The sequence below is a fragment of the Pseudomonas asuensis genome (assembly GCF_014646755.1).
Lineage (GTDB): Bacteria > Pseudomonadota > Gammaproteobacteria > Pseudomonadales > Pseudomonadaceae > Chryseomonas > Chryseomonas asuensis.
This window is the reverse complement of the sequence record NZ_BMNW01000004.1, coordinates 156,611-173,671: the sequence shown is the minus strand read 5'-3', so window position 1 is coordinate 173,671 and position 17,061 is coordinate 156,611. Positions and strand designations below refer to the sequence as shown.

The window sequence follows — 17,061 nt, the reverse complement described above, 5'->3', positions numbered from 1 at the left end:
TATTGATTTTTAATGGTTTTTTTTATTCAAAAACTTGGCATGCCGCCTGCAATATCTCTTGCATAGAGCCTGAAACGGCCAATAACAGTTGAAGGAGTAAACCCATGGTCAGCCAGATTGCACGTAACAATATGATCTGTTCGGCATTCTTCGCAGGTGTAGCAGCAGTGCTGTTCACCGTTGACCCTTCTTCCACTCCTGTTGCCGCTCCGCAAGCTGTACCTCACATTGAAGTGAAGGCACCAGCAGCTCAGCCTCTGGCAAGCCATGTAAGCGTTGAGCAGCACAAAGCCATTCCGGCTCAATCTACTGTTGACCGTTTCCCCCGTCAGACTCGCTGGGTTTTCTAAGGAGACGCATGCGATGTCCGGGAGCTACACAACCTTTGCTTTGACTTTCGCCAGCGCGATAGTTCTGTTGGGCTTTGCAGCCAGCATGATTTTGATCGGCCGTGCGTTAAAACAGACGGATAGCCGGAACACACGCGATTTAGAAGTATCCATACCGAGGAGCCTACCTTTCTCGGAAAGCAGTGCCAGAGAGTCTCGGATAAGACAGTTAGCCTGGCCTGAGAAAGCAAATGTGTCTCGACAACCATCTAGAAACCCAAACTAGAAACCAGAGAAAAGTAAGACGAGGAGAATCATCATGCTGAGCTGGGCTATCACGTTTCTAATCATTGCCATTATTGCAGGTGTTCTGGGCTTCGGCGGCATCGCCGGTACAGCAGCAGGTATCGCCAAGATCCTGTTCGTCCTGTTCCTGATCCTGTTCGTAGTGTCCTTCTTCATGGGTCGCCGCCGACCCTGACGCAAGGTTCTCGCTTGTCATCAAATCGTAGCCGTAGGCCGGTTTAATGACTTGACCGAGCAAAACGCCTCGACTTGTCGAGGCGTTATAGGCCAAGGGGCTTGGGTGCTTTGCAGTACAAGGGAGCATCCTCAGGGTACAGGGAGTACCTTCGTAGAGACGAGCCAGGCTGGAAGATATATCCCCCAGACGTTTTAGGCCTTGACCGTAGGTCTTGAGGACTAAAACGCCTGGGGGACATAATTTTGATTACTGCAATCGTGCCGTTAGCTTGGCGACGTGCTCGCCCTGATGACTCGCCAACTGCAATTCTTTCGCACTAGGTAACCGAGAGCCATCCGCTCCGGCCAGTGTGGCCGCTCCGTAGGGCGAACCTCCCCTTACTTCCGTAATATCTGCCAACATGGGATCGGTATAAGGCATGCCGACGATCAGCATGCCGTGGTGCGCCAGTGTGTTCCAGAAGGATGTAATGGTTGTTTCGCTGCCACCACCCGTCCCTGTGGAAACAAAAACACTGCCCAACTTGCCAACCAGTGCTCCTTTGGCCCATAGCCCGCCTGTCTGGTCGAGGAAGTTTCGCATCTGGCCCGCCATGTTGCCAAAGCGGGTTGGGGTACCAAAGATAATGGCGTCGTAGTCGGCCAACTCCTGCGGTGTAGCTACTGGAGCAGCCTGATCAAGTTTGGCGCCTGCATTGCGGGCGATGTCTTCAGGCATTGTTTCCGGGACGCGTTTAATTGTCACTTCAACGCCAGGTACACGACGCGCGCCTTCCGCCATGGCTTCAGCCAGACGTTCAATATGTCCATACATGGAGTAGTACAGGACTAGAACTTTCTTCATGTTGTCTCCTTGGTTGACATACATGGCTGCGTGGCAGCCTTTTGATGGCCTAAGAAAGGACAACAGCTACCCGAAATCGTCGGCAGCCATCTTTGCTAGAAGCATCTTAATTCTGATTGATACTTATCGAAGCGTTCGACTATTTATAGGCGGGGTATCGCCCGCTCTTCGCCATTGAGAGTCAACCCTCGTATTATCCCCGGCTGGTTTCGGGGAGATGCATCATGCTGAACGGTTTATGGCTGGGCTTTTTTATCGTGGCAGCGATTAGTGCGCTGGGACGATGGTTGATTGGAGACGACGCGGGTGTATTTGCGGCCATGGTCGAAAGCCTGTTTGCCATGGCCAAGCTGTCAGTTGAGGTAATGATCCTGCTATTTGGCACGCTGACGCTCTGGCTGGGTATCCTGCGTATTGCTGAAAAAGCCGGTCTGGTTGAAAAGCTGGCCTATATTTTGGGGCCGTTGTTTCGCCGCCTGATGCCAGAAGTCCCGGCGGGCCATCCGGCGCTGGGGCTGATTACCCTCAACTTTGCTGCCAATGGATTGGGGCTCGATAATGCAGCTACGCCAATTGGTCTCAAGGCCATGCGCGCTCTGCAGGAGCTTAACCCCAGGCCCGAGACGGCCAGTAATGCGCAAATCCTGTTTCTGGTGCTGAATGCATCCTCCCTGACATTGCTTCCCGTCACCATCTTCATGTACCGCGCGCAACAAGGCGCTCCCGACCCGACCCTGGTGTTCTTGCCTATTCTGCTCGCCACCAGTGTTTCTTCACTGATTGGCCTGCTATCCGTTTCGTTCATGCAGCGGCTCAAGCTCTGGGACCCCGTGGTTCTGGCCTGGCTTGGGGGCGGTGCGCTGCTTCTGGGCGGCTTTATGAGCATTCTGGTTACCTTGTCGGCAACCGCTCTGGCAGCGTTGTCCTCGCTATTGGGTAATCTGGTGCTGTTCGGCCTGATCCTGATGTTCCTGATCTTTGGCGCGTTCAAGCGGGTGCCTGTTTACGAAACCTTTGTCGAGGGTGCAAAAGAAGGGTTCGAGGTCGCCAAGAACCTGTTGCCCTATCTGGTTGCCATGTTGTGTGCGGTGGGCGTGTTACGGGCATCAGGCGCACTGGAAATCATTCTTGACGGTGTTCGCCACGCGATAGCGTGGCTAGGCTGGGATACCCGGTTTGTCGATGCGCTGCCTACGGCACTGGTCAAGCCATTTTCGGGCAGCGCTGCCCGTGCCATGTTGATCGAGACGATGCAGGCCAAGGGCGTGGACAGTTTCCCGGCGCTGATTGCGGCCACCGTGCAGGGCAGTACCGAGACGACCTTCTATGTGCTGGCTGTCTACTTTGGTTCGGTGGGTATCCAGCGGGCCCGCCATGCTGTTGGATGTGCCCTGCTGGCTGATGGCGCGGGTGTAATAGCCTCCATTCTGGTCTGTTACTGGTTCTTCGGTTAGGGCATCAGTTTTCGAACTCTGTCATCCAGTGCTTGCGGACAATGCGGCGCTGGCGGCGGCTGGTGAACTGCTCTGTCTGACGGCTTTCAGCGATCAGCGAGCAGTAATGGTCCTTGTACTGCCCAAGCCGGAAGCGGCGGCGTACGCCAATGGGATGCTTGTCAGAGCCATAAAACGCAATGACGTGGATTTCTAAACACTCAAAAACCCAGCCTTCCGGTGGATGCATTCCTTTAAGTTCCAACCCATGGGCAACGGCTACACGGGAAATCAGCTTTTGAAACGTGCCGATATGGGTAAAGTCGCCCGTCTTCAATGGTCCTTGGCGGGTAGCCTTGTAGAGTTCTACGTCCTGGTCAAAATCATCCTCACTGCTTTCGCGTACGTCGGTTACATCTGCCTTGATGGTTCCGCGCGAGGTATGCAAGTGAACAATCAGCTGATTGATGAAAATAGGTTCGGCGCTCATGTTGGAGAGCAGACATAGAGCACCAACCCCCTTGCCTGCGCCGCGGTTAATGATGAGCCGTGGCTGACGCTGGCGCTTGAAACCGCTCAGGAGTAGCTGGGCATAAAAGATCCATACCAGCAATGTACAACCGGAAATGAGCAGGGTCAGGACGTCACGGTACTCGCGTAACCAATCCAGCATTGGGCTACCTTTAAGGGAAAATTTGCACCTTATTGGAAGAGCCCTCGGTAGGCTGGTTCCCGCCAGATTGCCTTTCCGTGATGGGGTACTAGAAACTCAAGGTGACTGCCCTAGTCAAAATCAAGAAGGGCATTGCCCGCTCAAGGAGTGAAACCCATGAAAACGTTTGGATTGTTCGTTGCAGCCAGTCTGTTTGCAGCCCCGCTCTGGGCAGCCCCGTTACCGTGCGATCAGCTCAAGTCTGAAATCGAAGTAAAGATTCAGGCCGCTGGAGTCAGCTCATATACGCTGGAAATCGTACCGAACGCAGACGTCACCGATCCCAACATGGTGGTGGGTAGCTGTGAAAACGGCACCAAGAAGATCATTTACCAGCGTAATGATGGTTAGAGCGGGATGCACTGACGCTGACGAACCGTTCCAACCGACAGCCTCTGGCTATCGTGCAGCTCGAGCCGGGGCTGGTCCATGTAGGCTGATGCTTCGATGCGATAGCGCTCGCCTGCCTTGAAGTCATCGTACTGGACGATCATGTAGCAATTGATCTCTACAGGCTCGTAGCCAAAGCCCATCATACCGCCGCCCGGAACCATGCCGCCCAGCTCGAACTGGTAGCGAACCTGTAGCTCATGCGCGCCGGGCGAGACCTGGAAATAACGCCCGTCATTAAGCCGTTTGCCATCCAGACGATCTGCCATGAGGACGTTGCCTACCGAGGCCATCTGCATATGCAGATCCACCCAGGCCATGTCTGGGTTCTTGGGCGGAAGAGGGCTGGCGCAGCCAGCCAGCAGTACGGAGATGAACAACAGGTGCTTTTTCATGGCTTTTAGCCCGAGCGAGTCTGAAGATATCGATTAGACATCGCCGCAGCGGCTTTCTCCACCTCTTGCAACTTCCTGCTGACTGGCATCGTACAGCTTGGCCCAGGCCCGGAATCCGGCCTGCTCAGCTTGCAGCCGATAACGCTCACCGGCAGAGAAATCCTTGTAATGCACATTGAGGAGACACGTGCGGACAAGCGGCGTAGCGCTGGGGCCGATATTGGACGGATCTACCTGGAACTGATAACGCACCTGAAGCTCGTGGCTGCCGGGCTGGACCTGGAAATAACGGTCGTCCTTGAGGTCTTGGCGATCAGCCTGCTGGGCTTGCAGCAGGTCGGGCTTTTCGGTCTTGAGATCGATCCAGGCTTGAGAAGGGTCCGGCTTGGGCAGGGGGATCAGGGAACAGGCAGTCAGTGCCAAGGCAGGGCACAATAGGAGAATACGACGCATGAATGAGCTCCAGACAGTGATAATGCAACGGGGCAGGATTCTCGGCTTCCTTCCTGGGTGCCGGTTTTCACGGAGTAGAGACTCGTACTAGAGTGTCGCCACCTCACACCGGCGCTTCAGGTTATTTACCATGTCCCGTCTCTGGTTAGATCAAGTCGACTTTAAAAGCTTGAGATGGATTCCATTTATCACAACCCTTTGGCTGTGCGGCTGTTCATCTGTCGGATATTACGGGCAGATGGCGAAGGGGCAGGCGGCCCTGTTATGGCAACGCACGCCCATCACCCAGGTCATCCAGAACCCGTCTACCGATCCGGTATTGAAGCGCCGTCTAGAGCTGGCCCTGCGCGCACGTGAGTTCGCAAGTCAGCAATTAGGATTGCCGGATAACCGCAGCTATCGCTTGTTCGTTCAGCTGGACCGGCCCTATGCCGTGTGGAATGTATTTGCAGCACCAGCGTTCTCGCTCTCGCCGTTGACCCATTGCTTTCCTATTGCTGGTTGCGTGGCCTATCGCGGTTACTACCAGGAGCAGGCGGCGCAACAGGCGGCAGAGCCGCTAAAGGCCAAGGGGTGGGATACTTATGTAGCCGGTGTGCCGGCTTATTCAACGCTGGGGTGGTTCGATGATCCGCTGCTCAGCAGTATGCTGCGCTGGGATGACGATCAATTGGTTGCAACGATCTTCCACGAGCTGGCCCATCAGAACCTCTATGTGCAGGACGATACGACCTTCAATGAGTCCTACGCCAACTTTGTCCAGCAGGAAGGGCTTCGCCAGTGGCGTGCGGTTCAAGGGTTACCGCCGCCTGATCCGCTCCGCGAACAACAGTACCGGCAGTTCGTAGGGCTGATACTGGATACGCGTAAACAGCTTGAGTCACTTTATGCGCAGCCGCTGGCAGCCGAGGCGATGCAACAGGCAAAGAGCAAGGTATTCGAGACGATGCGGCGTGACTATGCACAGCTGAGGGATACGCAGTGGCGAGGCGACCGACGCTTTGATGCCTGGATGGCGGGCCCGCTAAATAACGCAAAACTATTGCCGTTCGGCCTGTATGAGCATTGGGTGCCGGCCTTTGCTGCCCTTTATGCCGAACATCCCGGTAACTGGCCAGCCTTTTACGCACGTGTCCGTGCACTGGCAGCACTGCCCGCTGCTGACCGCCAGGCCCGATTGGAGGCACTGGCGGCACGGCAGGTACGGCAGAACGATTAGAGCGGTTCGCTCCAGAGTGTGGCGCTGATCTGACCGGTCTCGCCGGGTGCCAGTACCATCACATCATCCATGACCCGAGCCGTCTCGATGCAGAGCATGCGCTGCCAGGCATCATCGGCGAACGGCGTCAGGCGCTTGGATTTTTCAATCCAGGGGTTCCATAGCACCGCGGACGAGGTGTTCTTGGTCTCGATGAAGATTCGGCGATTCCATTGGGGGTCACGAATCCCCAGGCGGGAGGGCAGGCCCTGATAGACGCGATCCACTTCCTGGTCGATGACCGGCTCACCGTTCTGACGCTTGCGCTCCCAGTTATCGAGGCAATCGTAATAGTCGGCATGGGTAAAGCCTTCGATCCCTACCTGGCGGGAATCGCTTACAGCAAAATAGGTATGCAGGGCCTGGGTCAGGGTTAGCGTCTGGTCGCCAATATTGCGAGTGGTCAGCGTCATGGTGAGGCGATCGCTGACTTCAACCGACAGGGTCACGTCCGCGGCATGGGGCCAGCCGGGCATATGGGCGGCAGAGGTCTGGTAGTGAAAGTCCAGGCGGACACGGTCTACATCTACATCCATGTCACCGGTGGCCCAGCCGGCTTGGCGAACAAGGCCATGCTGCGGAGCGCCATCCACTTCGGTCAGCATGTGCTGAACAGCTGGCGGGTTGCGCTTGATGTCGCCGAACCAGGGCCAGCAGACCGGCACGCCGCCACGAATGGGTTGGCCATGGATGAACTCGGCATCGGGATTATCCCAGATGATCGGTTGCTCGCCATCAAGGCCAAAGCTGAGAATATGGGCGCCCTGGCAGGCGACAACGGCTTCGGCACGGCCGATACGGATACGCCAGCAGGGCAGTTCACCCTTCTGGATCTGTTCAACAAGGGGGGCGGCTTGGGTCATCAATAATTCCTTGGTCGTTATTATCAGTGAGCGCTGGGCCTGATCGGTCTGGCCGCGTCAACCGGATCCAGTAGCACATGACCTGCTGGATTCGGTGAGTAGAGTAGCGCTATCTCGCACAATGGTGTGGCTTTCGAAGGCTACGACTCGTGAAGGTCGGGTGGGGTTTCCATTGAAGCTGCGTGCTCGGTCTCATATCCGGGTTCCGCCTGCTCCAGGACACCATAGGCAATGCTGCAAAACAGCGAGTTGAGACGCTTCATGTCTGACAGCAGGCCAAGGTGCAGCGAACTGGTTTCAATGCTTTGTACGACCTGATGATGCAGCCGTTCCACGTGGGCATGGGCATAGCGGCGCTCCAGCACACGAAAACGCTGTTTGGCGCGCCGCAGGCGGCGGGCCGAGTCAGCATCGCCAGACAGGAAGACCGACAGGCACAGTTTGAGATTAGTGATCAAGTGGCCATGCAGGGCTTCAAGCTCTTCCAGCCCCGGTTCGGAAAACGAGCGGTTGGCCGAAATCTTCTTGTTTTCCAGGTCGCTTGCCATGCGCTCGATAATATCCCGGCCTGCTCAAGGTTGATGGCCAGCTCAATGATCTGTGCCCAGCGACGGCTGTCCCGTTCGCCCAGATCCTCCCGTGGAATCCGGGCCAGATAGAGCTTGATGGCGGTATAAAGCGCATCGACATCGTCATCCAGGCGGCGGACTTCACGCCCCTGAGCCTTGGTGCCACCGCTTATAAGCGCCATCAGTTCTGTGAGCATGCGCTCAACTACATCGCCCATGCGCAGTGCCTCACGGACGGCATTGGCCAGCGCCAGGGCAGGCGTGTCCAGTACTGAGGTATCCAGGTGTCGCGGATTCATGGTGGTTTCTGCCTGCGGCCGGTCTGGCAGAACGAGCGTACAGAAGCGCGCCATTGGACGCGTCAGGGGCAGGAATATCACGCAGCGAACCAGGTTATAGAGCACATGAAAACCAATCACCAGCTCTGCCGCGGCCAGCTCCCAGTTGTCCATCCAGTCAGCCACTGTATCGATCCAGGGCAATACCAGGGCGCAGCCAGCCAGTTTGAATAGCAGGCTGCCCAGCGCTACCCGACGCCCTGCCGGCGTCTGGCGGGACGCACTCAGCATAGCCAGAAGACCACTGCCCAGGTTGGCACCTACGACCAGACAGAGCGCCACTTTCAGCGAAATGACGCCGGAGCCGGCCAGCGTTGCCGTCAGCAGGACAGCCGCAAGGCTTGAGTAGGAAATCATGGCGAACAGGGCGCCGGTCAGGGCATCGAGCATTTCGTCCCCGGTCAGGGAGGAGAACAGGACCTTGACGCCCGCAGCTTGGGTCATCGGTGTTGCAGCGGCTACGATCAGTTCCAGCGCCAGAATGATCAGTCCCAGCCCGATTGCCACTCGGCCCAGTTGTCCTGGGCGTGACTGCTTGTGGCCAATAAACAGGATAACGCCTACCAGGATCAGTAAGGGCGAAAGCCACGACAGGTCGAACGTCAGCACTCGAGCCATTAGCGCCGTACCGACATCGGCGCCCAACATGATTGCAAGGGCAGGCCTGAGGGTCATAAGCCCCTGACCCACGAAGGACGTTGCCAGGAGCGCCGTGGCATTGCTGCTTTGTACGAGTGCTGTCACACCAATGCCAGCGGCAAATGCCAGAGGAGTATGACGTACGCTACGGCTGAGTACACGGCGCAGGTTTGCCCCATAAACCCGCATGATGCCGGTCCGGACAATGTGGGTTCCCCATACGAGCAAGGCCACGGCAGAAAGAAGATTCAGTAATGTCAGCATTCAGGCGCCCTCCCGGCGCAACTGCATCCCGGCTGCCTGGCCAGGCTGTAACAAAAGTTTCATATTCAAATGCCATGCAGGCCTTGGCAACTGCTGGAGCGGCAGGGTGGCAGTCGGGGCTATAGGGAATTAGTCGTTTGTTGAGGGCATATGTTCAGCCCCTCGGAGGAATGCTTTTCGTTTCCAGGATGCCTGGAAACAGCGTGATGGCTCTGGCTCGGTACAGAGTGTTATCTATTCAGGGAGCGTTTTCGCTGAACATGACGTCTGACTAGTAGTGAATCGACACAGGGTAAGGTGTTTACAGCAGGGGTACGTTATAGTCCGCTGCCATGTCCATATGCCATTTTTGTCGCTGCATTTAGAAAACAAATATTAAGAAGATATAAACAGCCGCGGTAAACTGTGCGTTTATGTGGGCGCTTTGCCAGCGTCATATCGATAAATCAGGAGGCACAGCCGCTTATCAGGGCTGACCACGCCTACAGCAATACCCACAAGGTTTCACGTTAAGTGATCGAATTTCAGAACGTTCAAAAGACCTACCTCGTTTCAGGCCGTCAGGTGCCGGCGCTCCAGTCGACCAGTCTGCGCGTCGAGGCGGGCGAAGTCTTCGGCCTCATCGGCCATTCCGGTGCTGGCAAGAGCACCATGCTGCGCCTGATCAACCGGCTGGAAGCACCCAGTGGCGGCCGTATCATGGTGGATGGTGAAGACGTTACCGCACTGGACAGTGCCGGTCTGCGCGCCTTCCGCCGTCGTGTTGGCATGATCTTCCAGCACTTCAATCTGCTGTCATCCAAGACCGTAGCAGCCAATATTGCCATGCCCCTTGAGCTGGCAGGGGGGCATTCCCGCGCCGAAATCAAGGTGCGTGTGGATGAGTTGCTGGCACGGGTCGGCCTGACCGATCATGCACGCAAATACCCTGCGCAACTCTCAGGCGGCCAAAAGCAGCGGGTCGGTATTGCCCGGGCGCTGGCTACACGACCGAAAATCCTGCTGTGCGATGAGGCCACCAGCGCCCTCGACCCGCAGACCACCGGACAGGTCCTGCAACTGCTGGCGGAAATCAACCGCGAGTTGGGCCTGACCATTGTGCTCATCACCCATGAGATGGATGTGATTCGACGTGTCTGTGATCGCGTGGCGGTACTTGATGCCGGTACGGTCGTTGAGCAGGGCACGGTAGCGGATGTCTTCCTGCATCCCAAGCACGCAACCACCCGACGCTTTGTGTTCGAAGCCGAGCACGTGGACGAAGGCGACCTGATGTCGTCTTACAGCCATGTGGAGGGTCGGATATTGCGCTTAACCTTCCGTGGTGAAGCGACTTATGCGCCGCTGTTAGGACGGATCGCCCGGGAAACCGGGGTGGATTACAGCATTCTGGGCGGTCGGATCGACCGCATTCGCGAAGAACCCTACGGCCAGCTGACCATTGCCCTCGTAGGAGGGGATCTGGACGCCGCTCTGGCTCGTTTCGACGCCGCTGATGTAACCGTGGAGGTCATTCGCTAATGGACGCTTTTCTCGCCTTTTTTGCTGATATCGACTGGCCTGAAATCTGGCAAGCCACCCTCGACACCCTGCAAATGCTGGGTTGGTCGATGTTCTTTACCGTATTGCTCGGCCTGCCGCTGGGCGTGCTGCTGTTTCTGACCGGCAAGCGTCAACTGCTGGAGCAACCCATCGTGTATGGCCTGCTTTCGTTTCTGGTAAACGTGTTGCGGTCGATTCCCTTCATCATTCTCCTGATCCTGATGATTCCGGTCACCGTCTGGCTGATTGGTACTTCGCTTGGCGTTGAGGGTGCGATTCCGCCGCTCGTGGTGGGCGCGGCTCCCTTCCTCGCGCGTCTGGTAGAGACCGCCCTGCGAGAAGTGGATCGCGGCATCATCGAAGCGACTCAGGCCATGGGCGCAAGCCTGTGGCAGATCGTGACACGTACCCTGCTGCCTGAGGCCCTGCCTGGCCTGATTGCCGCCGCGACCGTTACGGCGATTGCGCTGGTGTCCTATACCGCCATGGCCGGTGTAATCGGCGGGGGCGGTCTGGGTGATCTGGCAATCCGCTTTGGTTACCAGCGCTTCCAGACTAACGTCATGGTGGTTACTGTCGTACTTCTGCTGATCCTGGTACAGGTACTGCAGATGGTTGGTGATCGCCTGGTTGTAAAGTTCAGCCGCCGCTAACAGGCTGCCCGCCGGGCCTCAAGGTCCGGCGGAAAACACTAGCATTACACGCTGTTCCCTCTTATTTTCGAAAGGAATCCGCTATGTCCCTGAAACGTACCCTGCTTTCCGTTGCGCTCGGCTTTGGTCTGGTGGCGGCGGCTCATGCTGAGACCCTGAAGGTTGCAGCGAGCCCTATTCCCCATGCGGAGATCCTTGAGCTGGTCAAGCCTCAGCTGGCAAAGGAAGGTGTGGACCTGGAGATCAAGGTCTTCAATGACTACATCCAGCCGGACCGTCAGACCGACCAGAAGCAGGTCGATGCCAACTATTTCCAGAGCAAGCCGTATTACGAGACGTATCAAAAGAGCAACAAGGACAGCAACCAAGTTCCGGTCGTAGCCGTACATGTTGAGCCGTTCGGGGCGTACTCCCAGAAGATCAAGTCGATCTCCGAGCTGAAGGATGGCGCGACCATCGCCATCCCTAACGATCCGACCAACTCCGGCCGTGCCCTTTTATTGATTGCCAAGCAAGGTCTGATCACACTGAAGGACCCGGACAACATCTCCGCTACTCAGCGCGATATCGTGGATAACCCCAAGCACTTGAAATTCAAGGAGCTTGAGGCTGCAACGCTACCTCGCGTACTGAACCAGGTAGATCTGGCGCTGATCAACGCCAACTATGCACTTCAGGCCAAGCTGGTACCGACCAAGGATGCCTTGTTTATTGAGAGCGCCGAGTCGCCCTATGCCAATTACCTGTACACCCGTGCGGAAAAGGCTAACGACCCAGCCATTCAAAAGCTGGCCAAGGCCCTGAACACGCCTGAGGTGAAGAAATTCATTCAGGAAAAATATCAGGGCGGCGTTGTTCCTGCGTTCTAATCAATAAGTCCATGGCCAGGCGCCAGGAGAGGGGTTGAGGCTACGTCCCGATACCCCAATCTCCTGCCTGGTCTGCGTATCACTGATGCGCCTTTGCATCTGCCGAGGAGTTTGACTATGAAGAAACTGATTGCCGCTGCTGCCTTACTGGCTGCCGCCGTCACTGCCCACGCGGCAGAAAAACTGAGCGTGGCGGCAACGCCTGTTCCGCATGCTGAGATTCTTGAGTTCGTAAAACCACAGCTGGCAAAAGAAGGTGTGGATCTGGACGTCAAGATTTTCACTGACTACGTTCAGCCCAATCTGCAAGTGGCCCAGAAACGTCTGGATGCCAACTTCTACCAGCACCAGCCTTACCTTGACGAGTTCAACAAGAGCCGCGGGACCAATCTGGTATCGGTGACTCAGGTGCATGTGGAGCCGTTCGGTATCTACTCCCAAAAGGTCAAAAGCCTGGATGAGGTAAAGGAAGGCGCAACCGTTGCCATCCCCAGCGATGCTACCAATGGTGGCCGTGCCCTGCTGCTGCTGGAAAAGGCGGGTCTGATCACGCTCAAGGACAACGCCAATATCCTGGCTACTCCACGTGATATCGCAACCAACACCAAGAAGCTCAAATTCAAGGAGCTTGAGGCTGCCACGCTGCCGCGCGTGCTGAATCAGGTCGATCTGGCCCTGATCAACACCAACTATGCGCTGGAAGCCAAGCTGAATCCGACCAAGGATGCTCTGCTCCTGGAAGGTAAGGAATCGCCTTACGCCAACCTGCTGGTTGCCCGTCCGGACAACAAGGACAGCGATGCGATGCAAAAACTCTCCAAGGCCCTAACCAGCCCTGAAACCCGGAAGTTTATTGAAGACAAGTACAACGGTGCAGTCGTACCTGCGTTCTGAGTGCTTTGAGCATCGAAGCCCGCCTGGCGTAAGCCCGGCGGGCTTTTTTATGGGCGCTGGTCAGCCTGTCTAGGCTGCATGAGCTCGACGACAACCCGGTTGGGCCCTTTGACCGTTGCGACCTGCCAGCCTTCACGGGGGCCCTGGGTAATGGTTCTGGGCGGTGAAGCCTCAAATCCAGATTGGCGGACGTGCCCCAGCCGCGCCTCAAGGTCATTGACCTGAAAGAGAAGGGAAATGGGTGCAGCGTGGTCAGGCTCCGGTAGCTGAAATGCAGACTTAGGCTGCTCGATCAGCAATACGCGATAATTGTTGGCTTCCAGCTCGGCGATAGCCGTAGCCTGGGCGCTTGAAAGCAACTCCTCAGAGGACGGCTTACCCTGACGAGTAAGGGTAAAACCCAAGGCAGCAGCCCAGAAATGCAAGGACTCAGCCAGTGAGGGAACAACCAGTCCGAGAAGATCGGAACGACGCAAAACGCTAATAGGCTCGCTTGAAAACATCAAAAATATCCATAGCTAGTTGCCTAAGGGTATCCCTTTGAGCCTCTTGGACTGAGAGCAAGTGCGTAAAGATTAAGTAAAGTTCATCTCATTTTAACCCTCAAGACCGTTTGTTTCTGTGGCGGGTAACACGCCTCGGGCCTGTACGATCAGGATCATGACCAATGCGCCCAGCGCCAAGAGCAGGGGCATTGCATGACCGGTGAGCCACTGACTCGCAGCGCCTGTGGTGAGGGGACCGAGCAGGCATCCGAAGCCCCACAGTTGAGCGATACGAGCATTGGCCTGGACCAGTTCGGCGTCCCGGTAGCGCTCACCAATCAGAATCAGAGCGAGGGTGAAAATACCACCGGCGCTGGCAAAAATTACCAGTAACGGCCATATGTAGGACGTCTGTAACAGGAGCGGCATGACAAGGCTGGTCAGCAGCAGGGTCGCACCACATGCCTTGAACAGGCCGGTGCGTGAGACCCGGTCAGCCAGCGCGCCTAGCGGTAGTTGCAGCAGGGCATCGCCGGTGACGACCGTACTGGCCATGAGTAGGGCGGTACGTTGGTCAAAGCCCTGGTTCAGGGCATACACAGGCAATAATGTCAGCATCATGGCCTCGAAGGACGCGAATAGCACGACAGCCCAGGCAATAGCGGGTAGTTGCTGGCAGAAGCGCAAAAGACCCCGACCGATGGAACCATGATCGCTGGCCTTGGGTGCACCTGTGCGGCCGACAAGTGCAAGGGAGCCGATGATGAGCAGCGTTGTGCTGATCCAGAAGCCGCCGTTGCCTTCAGTGCCAATCAGGGTCAGCACCAGAGGGCCGGACAGCTGGCTCAGGGCATAAGCACTGCCATACAGCGCAACCAGCTTGCCACGCCATTTTTCGACGATGATCTGATTGATCCAGCTTTCACCCAGCACAAAGATCATGGTCAGGATCACGCCTAGTAGCAGCCGTAGCAGCACCCAGACACCGTAGTAGGGCAAAAGGGATAAGAGCAGCACGGACAGCGCGCCCGCAAGCAGGCAAAGCTGCATCAGCCGCGGCGTACCGAGATAGGCGGCCAGACGCCCGGTTATTCCAGCACCAACGATGATGCCTATAGCCGGAGTGGCGGCCATGAATCCAATGGCAAACGGGCCGTACCCCCAGCTTTCCAGCCTCAGCGATACCAGCGGCATGGTAATGCCAAGTGCCAGGCCCACACTGATAATGGCGCCCAGCACGGCAAAATAGGTCCCCCAGCGCATGAGCGCTCCTTGTAGTGCAGAGGGTAGTAGGACAGTGCGCGCCGGTAAGAGTTACGCCTTGTTCAACCTGCCAAAGTGTTCACAAGCGTTGTCACAGAAGCGCTCCAGGCGGTTGATGATATCCGGTGTAAGACTAACCCAGCGCACTCGGCGGTCCGTATCGCTATGGGTTTCAACGAGACAGCCCTGGTCGATCAGATGCTGGATATATTTTACTGCAGTGCGCCGGCTGATGCTGGGCATGAAGGCATAGAGGTCAGTTTTGCGCAGAAATTGATCCTGCCGCTGCCACATATTGATGAACAGATCGGAGTAGCTGAGATCGCTCAATCCCAAATCACCAAAATGAGCAATCCAGCTGTTATTCATCGCCAGGATGGCGTGTGCAACGGCGCGGCGTTTGGTTTGGCTGAAGCGACGGGTCATGTTCATTACCGGTAAGTCCCAGGCAGGCGATACCTGCTTGTAGGCTCTCTCGTATTGGCGACCCATTAACCACGCAGTGGAAGGCAAATACAGGTTTAGCGGGTCGCCGGTAGAAAACGAGCGAGCGCGCAGTGTAAGGGCTGGGTGGTGTCAGCTGATAGCTTTTGTATACAGGCGCGCCTGGTCTGCGTCGGTGGTTGGACATGACGTGCAGGACAGATGAACTAGAGGAGAAAATGCGTTTCCGATAGGCTGAGAATAACGGGTGGCAAGCGTGACGCCCTTGAGCATCACCTGTTCACCCGCCCTGATGAGTTTTTTGAGGACACGATAACGATGCGTAAGTGGCAATGTATTGTCTGCGGTTACATTTATGACGAGGCAGCAGGCTGGCCGGATGACGGTATTGCACCCGGGACCCGCTGGGAGGATGTGCCGGAAGACTGGATGTGTCCCGATTGCGGTGTTGGCAAATCCGACTTTGAAATGATCGAGATCGCCTGATTCGTACCCTCCGCAGCGGCCAACCGGCAGCTGTCTTCGTCCCGGGTCTGTGCCTGATGACAGGCCCGGTGACACATTCAATAATGCGTGAATCCAATCTGGAGCGGGGCGCCCGGGTGTCGCCACGCCTGAACCAACGCAGAGAGAACGTTATGAGCGAAACTTTACCCCTGGTCATCATCGGCACAGGGTTGGCGGGTTATAACCTGGCCAAGGAATGGCGCAAGCTTGACAGCCAGACGCCTCTTCTCATGATCACGGCCGACGATGGCCGTTCCTACTCCAAGCCGATGCTCTCCAATGGCTATGCCAAAAACAAGCAGCCTGACGAGCTGGTCATGGCGGAGCCGGGCGCAATGGCTGATCAGTTCAATGCCCGGATCTTTACCAATACCCGCGTTACGGCCATCGACCCTGGCCACAAGCGAATCTGGCTGGGTGAGGAAGAGGTTCGCTACGAAAATCTTGTCCTGGCTTGGGGCGCAGAGCCCATTCAGGTGCCCGTTGCAGGAGGGTGCGAAGACGCCTTCTTCCCGATCAATGACCTGCAGGGCTATGCCCACTTCCGCCGTGCGGCTGAGGGCAAGCAGCGCGTGCTGATTCTGGGCGCGGGGTTGATTGGCTGTGAATTTGCCAATGATCTTCGAAACGGCGGTTATGAAGTGGATGTGGTCGCGCCGTGTGAGCAGGTCATGCCCAACCTTGTCCCTGCTGAAGTTGCGGCAGCCGTTCAGGGCGGGTTGGAAAGCATTGGCGCGCGCTTCCACCTGGGGCAGATGGTGACTCGATTGGAGCGCCAGGGGGAGGGGTATCTGGCACACCTTTCCGATGGTGCGGTTGTACCCTGCGATGTGGTGGTGTCGGCCGTAGGGCTCAAACCGCGGATTGACCTGGCGCAAGCGGCAGGGCTTGAGGTTGAGCGCGGCATTGTGGTCAATCGCAAGCTTCGTACTTCCCATGAAAACATCTACGCCTTGGGAGACTGCGCCGAGGTAGAAGGGCAAAGCCTGATGTACGTGATGCCGTTGATGGCTTGCGCACGTGCCCTGGCGCAAACGCTGGCTGGAAAGCCCACGCCGGTGACTTATGGCCCGATGCCTGTAACAGTGAAGACTCCAGCGTGCCCGTTGGTTGTCGCATTGGTCAACAAGGGGGCTAAAGGCGAATGGACGATTGAGGGGAGCGGAGCAGATATTAAAGCGTTGTGTGTCGACGGTGACGGAAAGCTGCTGGGTTATGCCTTGAGCGGGGCGGCTGTCAGCGAAAAGCTGGCTTTAAACAAGCAATTGCCACCTGTTTTGGCGTGATATTGCAATACATCGTTACATTCGAGAGGCGCTAGTCGTATAGAAAAAGCGCTGAATGCGACTGGCGCGCGGGTTTGGGCCATGCCATGCTCATGAGGCCTGCTTAAAAGCAGCTGCTCCACTCCAAACCAGGGCTGGAGAGTATGGA

At 56.6% G+C, this 17,061-nt stretch carries 19 protein-coding genes and 1 pseudogene; 11 read left to right on the top strand and 9 right to left on the bottom strand.

All coding sequences use genetic code 11. The annotated features are described in order from the left end of the window. Positions 1 to 104: 104 nt before the first annotated feature. Both IEX86_RS10285 and IEX86_RS10280 read left to right on the top strand, forming a co-directional pair. Positions 105 to 350, top strand: coding sequence for a hypothetical protein (locus IEX86_RS10285; protein ID WP_188866036.1), 246 nt, complete (start codon positions 105 to 107; stop codon positions 348 to 350). A gap of 298 nt (positions 351 to 648) precedes the next feature. Beyond that, a complete protein-coding gene (locus IEX86_RS10280; RefSeq protein ID WP_188866035.1) occupies positions 649 to 810 on the top strand; it encodes a DUF1328 domain-containing protein in 162 nt (53 codons plus the stop codon). A 249-nt stretch (positions 811 to 1,059) separates the two neighbouring features. Here the strand turns inward: IEX86_RS10280 and wrbA are convergent, their stop codons facing one another. Beyond that, on the bottom strand, positions 1,060 to 1,656 hold the full coding sequence (wrbA, locus tag IEX86_RS10275; RefSeq protein ID WP_188866034.1) for an NAD(P)H:quinone oxidoreductase: 597 nt from the start codon (positions 1,654 to 1,656) through the stop codon (positions 1,060 to 1,062). 224 nt (positions 1,657 to 1,880) lie between these two features. On the opposite strand from wrbA, the gene IEX86_RS10270 reads away from it, so the two are divergent. Continuing rightward, a complete protein-coding gene (locus IEX86_RS10270) occupies positions 1,881 to 3,110 on the top strand; it encodes a spore maturation protein (protein WP_188866033.1) in 1,230 nt (409 codons plus the stop codon). A 4-nt stretch (positions 3,111 to 3,114) separates the two neighbouring features. Here IEX86_RS10270 and IEX86_RS10265 read toward each other — a convergent pair whose 3' ends face one another. Then, positions 3,115 to 3,762 carry a hypothetical protein gene (locus IEX86_RS10265; RefSeq protein WP_188866032.1) on the bottom strand — a complete coding sequence of 216 codons (648 nt, stop codon included), beginning with the start codon at positions 3,760 to 3,762 and terminating at the stop codon, positions 3,115 to 3,117. A 156-nt stretch (positions 3,763 to 3,918) separates the two neighbouring features. On the opposite strand from IEX86_RS10265, the gene IEX86_RS10260 reads away from it, so the two are divergent. Then, positions 3,919 to 4,152, top strand: a complete 234-nt coding sequence (locus IEX86_RS10260; protein ID WP_188866031.1) for a DUF1161 domain-containing protein — start codon at positions 3,919 to 3,921, stop codon at positions 4,150 to 4,152. On the opposite strand, the gene IEX86_RS10255 is transcribed toward IEX86_RS10260, so the two are convergent. Together IEX86_RS10255 and IEX86_RS10250 are read right to left on the bottom strand one after the other, a co-directional pair. Then, positions 4,149 to 4,586 (bottom strand): PA0061/PA0062 family lipoprotein, encoded by a 438-nt coding sequence (locus tag IEX86_RS10255; protein ID WP_188866030.1) that lies wholly within the window; start codon positions 4,584 to 4,586, stop codon positions 4,149 to 4,151. The genes IEX86_RS10260 and IEX86_RS10255 overlap by 4 nt on opposite strands. Positions 4,587 to 4,619: 33 nt before the next feature. Continuing rightward, positions 4,620 to 5,039, bottom strand: a complete 420-nt coding sequence (locus IEX86_RS10250; protein WP_188866029.1) for a PA0061/PA0062 family lipoprotein — start codon at positions 5,037 to 5,039, stop codon at positions 4,620 to 4,622. A 130-nt stretch (positions 5,040 to 5,169) separates the two neighbouring features. On the opposite strand from IEX86_RS10250, the gene IEX86_RS10245 reads away from it, so the two are divergent. Beyond that, a complete protein-coding gene (locus IEX86_RS10245) occupies positions 5,170 to 6,258 on the top strand; it encodes an aminopeptidase (RefSeq protein WP_188866028.1) in 1,089 nt (362 codons plus the stop codon). On the opposite strand, the gene IEX86_RS10240 is transcribed toward IEX86_RS10245, so the two are convergent. Both IEX86_RS10240 and IEX86_RS10235 read right to left on the bottom strand, forming a co-directional pair. Next, positions 6,255 to 7,160 (bottom strand): D-hexose-6-phosphate mutarotase, encoded by a 906-nt coding sequence (locus tag IEX86_RS10240; protein ID WP_188866027.1) that lies wholly within the window; start codon positions 7,158 to 7,160, stop codon positions 6,255 to 6,257. The genes IEX86_RS10245 and IEX86_RS10240 overlap by 4 nt on opposite strands. Before the next feature lie 140 nt (positions 7,161 to 7,300). After that, positions 7,301 to 8,970 (bottom strand): annotated as a pseudogene (locus IEX86_RS10235) (Na/Pi cotransporter family protein). A gap of 513 nt (positions 8,971 to 9,483) precedes the next feature. Between IEX86_RS10235 and IEX86_RS10230 the strand changes: the two are divergent. From IEX86_RS10230 to IEX86_RS10215, 4 genes are all read left to right on the top strand, one after another. Then, the gene (locus tag IEX86_RS10230; RefSeq protein WP_188866026.1) at positions 9,484 to 10,491 is read left to right on the top strand and encodes a methionine ABC transporter ATP-binding protein; all 1,008 of its coding nucleotides are present in this window, start codon (positions 9,484 to 9,486) and stop codon (positions 10,489 to 10,491) included. After that, positions 10,491 to 11,165: a methionine ABC transporter permease gene (locus IEX86_RS10225; protein WP_188866025.1), complete on the top strand. Its 675-nt coding sequence runs from the start codon at positions 10,491 to 10,493 to the stop codon at positions 11,163 to 11,165. Before IEX86_RS10230 ends, IEX86_RS10225 begins: the two co-directional genes overlap by 1 nt. An 89-nt stretch (positions 11,166 to 11,254) precedes the next feature. Continuing rightward, positions 11,255 to 12,034: a MetQ/NlpA family ABC transporter substrate-binding protein gene (locus IEX86_RS10220; protein WP_229685314.1), complete on the top strand. Its 780-nt coding sequence runs from the start codon at positions 11,255 to 11,257 to the stop codon at positions 12,032 to 12,034. Between the two features lie 117 nt (positions 12,035 to 12,151). Then, a complete protein-coding gene (locus tag IEX86_RS10215) occupies positions 12,152 to 12,928 on the top strand; it encodes a MetQ/NlpA family ABC transporter substrate-binding protein (RefSeq protein WP_188866023.1) in 777 nt (258 codons plus the stop codon). A 47-nt stretch (positions 12,929 to 12,975) separates the two neighbouring features. Here the strand turns inward: IEX86_RS10215 and IEX86_RS10210 are convergent, their stop codons facing one another. From IEX86_RS10210 to IEX86_RS10200, 3 genes are all read right to left on the bottom strand, one after another. Next, entirely contained in the window at positions 12,976 to 13,431 is a 456-nt protein-coding gene (locus IEX86_RS10210; RefSeq protein ID WP_188866022.1) for a VOC family protein, read from the bottom strand. A gap of 93 nt (positions 13,432 to 13,524) precedes the next feature. Next, on the bottom strand, positions 13,525 to 14,676 hold the full coding sequence (locus tag IEX86_RS10205; protein WP_188866021.1) for an MFS transporter: 1,152 nt from the start codon (positions 14,674 to 14,676) through the stop codon (positions 13,525 to 13,527). A 51-nt stretch (positions 14,677 to 14,727) separates the two neighbouring features. Continuing rightward, positions 14,728 to 15,102: an RPC34 RNA polymerase subunit family protein gene (locus tag IEX86_RS10200; protein ID WP_188866020.1), complete on the bottom strand. Its 375-nt coding sequence runs from the start codon at positions 15,100 to 15,102 to the stop codon at positions 14,728 to 14,730. A gap of 336 nt (positions 15,103 to 15,438) precedes the next feature. Here IEX86_RS10200 and IEX86_RS10195 point away from each other — a divergent pair, with 336 nt between their 5' ends. Together IEX86_RS10195 and IEX86_RS10190 are read left to right on the top strand one after the other, a co-directional pair. After that, positions 15,439 to 15,606, top strand: coding sequence for a rubredoxin (locus tag IEX86_RS10195; RefSeq protein WP_010796583.1), 168 nt, complete (start codon positions 15,439 to 15,441; stop codon positions 15,604 to 15,606). Positions 15,607 to 15,758: 152 nt separating this feature from the next. Further along, a complete protein-coding gene (locus tag IEX86_RS10190; RefSeq protein ID WP_188866019.1) occupies positions 15,759 to 16,913 on the top strand; it encodes an NAD(P)/FAD-dependent oxidoreductase in 1,155 nt (384 codons plus the stop codon). The last annotated feature ends 148 nt before the right edge of the window (positions 16,914 to 17,061 follow it).

Excerpts from the sequence above, each read along its gene's own strand:
- IEX86_RS10215 (WP_188866023.1), top strand. The coding sequence starts at position 12,152 with ATGAAGAAACTGATTGCCGCTGCTGCCTTACTGGCTGCCGCCGTCACT.
- IEX86_RS10270 (WP_188866033.1), top strand. The coding sequence starts at position 1,881 with ATGCTGAACGGTTTATGGCTGGGCTTTTTTATCGTGGCAGCGATTAGT.
- IEX86_RS10205 (WP_188866021.1), bottom strand. The coding sequence starts at position 14,676 with ATGCGCTGGGGGACCTATTTTGCCGTGCTGGGCGCCATTATCAGTGTG.
- IEX86_RS10195 (WP_010796583.1), top strand. The coding sequence starts at position 15,439 with ATGCGTAAGTGGCAATGTATTGTCTGCGGTTACATTTATGACGAGGCA.
- IEX86_RS10245 (WP_188866028.1), top strand. The coding sequence starts at position 5,170 with ATGTCCCGTCTCTGGTTAGATCAAGTCGACTTTAAAAGCTTGAGATGG.
- IEX86_RS10265 (WP_188866032.1), bottom strand. The coding sequence starts at position 3,762 with ATGCTGGATTGGTTACGCGAGTACCGTGACGTCCTGACCCTGCTCATT.
- IEX86_RS10250 (WP_188866029.1), bottom strand. The coding sequence starts at position 5,039 with ATGCGTCGTATTCTCCTATTGTGCCCTGCCTTGGCACTGACTGCCTGT.
- IEX86_RS10280 (WP_188866035.1), top strand. The coding sequence starts at position 649 with ATGCTGAGCTGGGCTATCACGTTTCTAATCATTGCCATTATTGCAGGT.
- IEX86_RS10225 (WP_188866025.1), top strand. The coding sequence starts at position 10,491 with ATGGACGCTTTTCTCGCCTTTTTTGCTGATATCGACTGGCCTGAAATC.
- IEX86_RS10190 (WP_188866019.1), top strand. The coding sequence starts at position 15,759 with ATGAGCGAAACTTTACCCCTGGTCATCATCGGCACAGGGTTGGCGGGT.
- IEX86_RS10240 (WP_188866027.1), bottom strand. The coding sequence starts at position 7,160 with ATGACCCAAGCCGCCCCCCTTGTTGAACAGATCCAGAAGGGTGAACTG.
- IEX86_RS10210 (WP_188866022.1), bottom strand. The coding sequence starts at position 13,431 with ATGTTTTCAAGCGAGCCTATTAGCGTTTTGCGTCGTTCCGATCTTCTC.
- wrbA (WP_188866034.1), bottom strand. The coding sequence starts at position 1,656 with ATGAAGAAAGTTCTAGTCCTGTACTACTCCATGTATGGACATATTGAA.
- IEX86_RS10260 (WP_188866031.1), top strand. The coding sequence starts at position 3,919 with ATGAAAACGTTTGGATTGTTCGTTGCAGCCAGTCTGTTTGCAGCCCCG.
- IEX86_RS10285 (WP_188866036.1), top strand. The coding sequence starts at position 105 with ATGGTCAGCCAGATTGCACGTAACAATATGATCTGTTCGGCATTCTTC.
- IEX86_RS10200 (WP_188866020.1), bottom strand. The coding sequence starts at position 15,102 with ATGACCCGTCGCTTCAGCCAAACCAAACGCCGCGCCGTTGCACACGCC.
- IEX86_RS10255 (WP_188866030.1), bottom strand. The coding sequence starts at position 4,586 with ATGAAAAAGCACCTGTTGTTCATCTCCGTACTGCTGGCTGGCTGCGCC.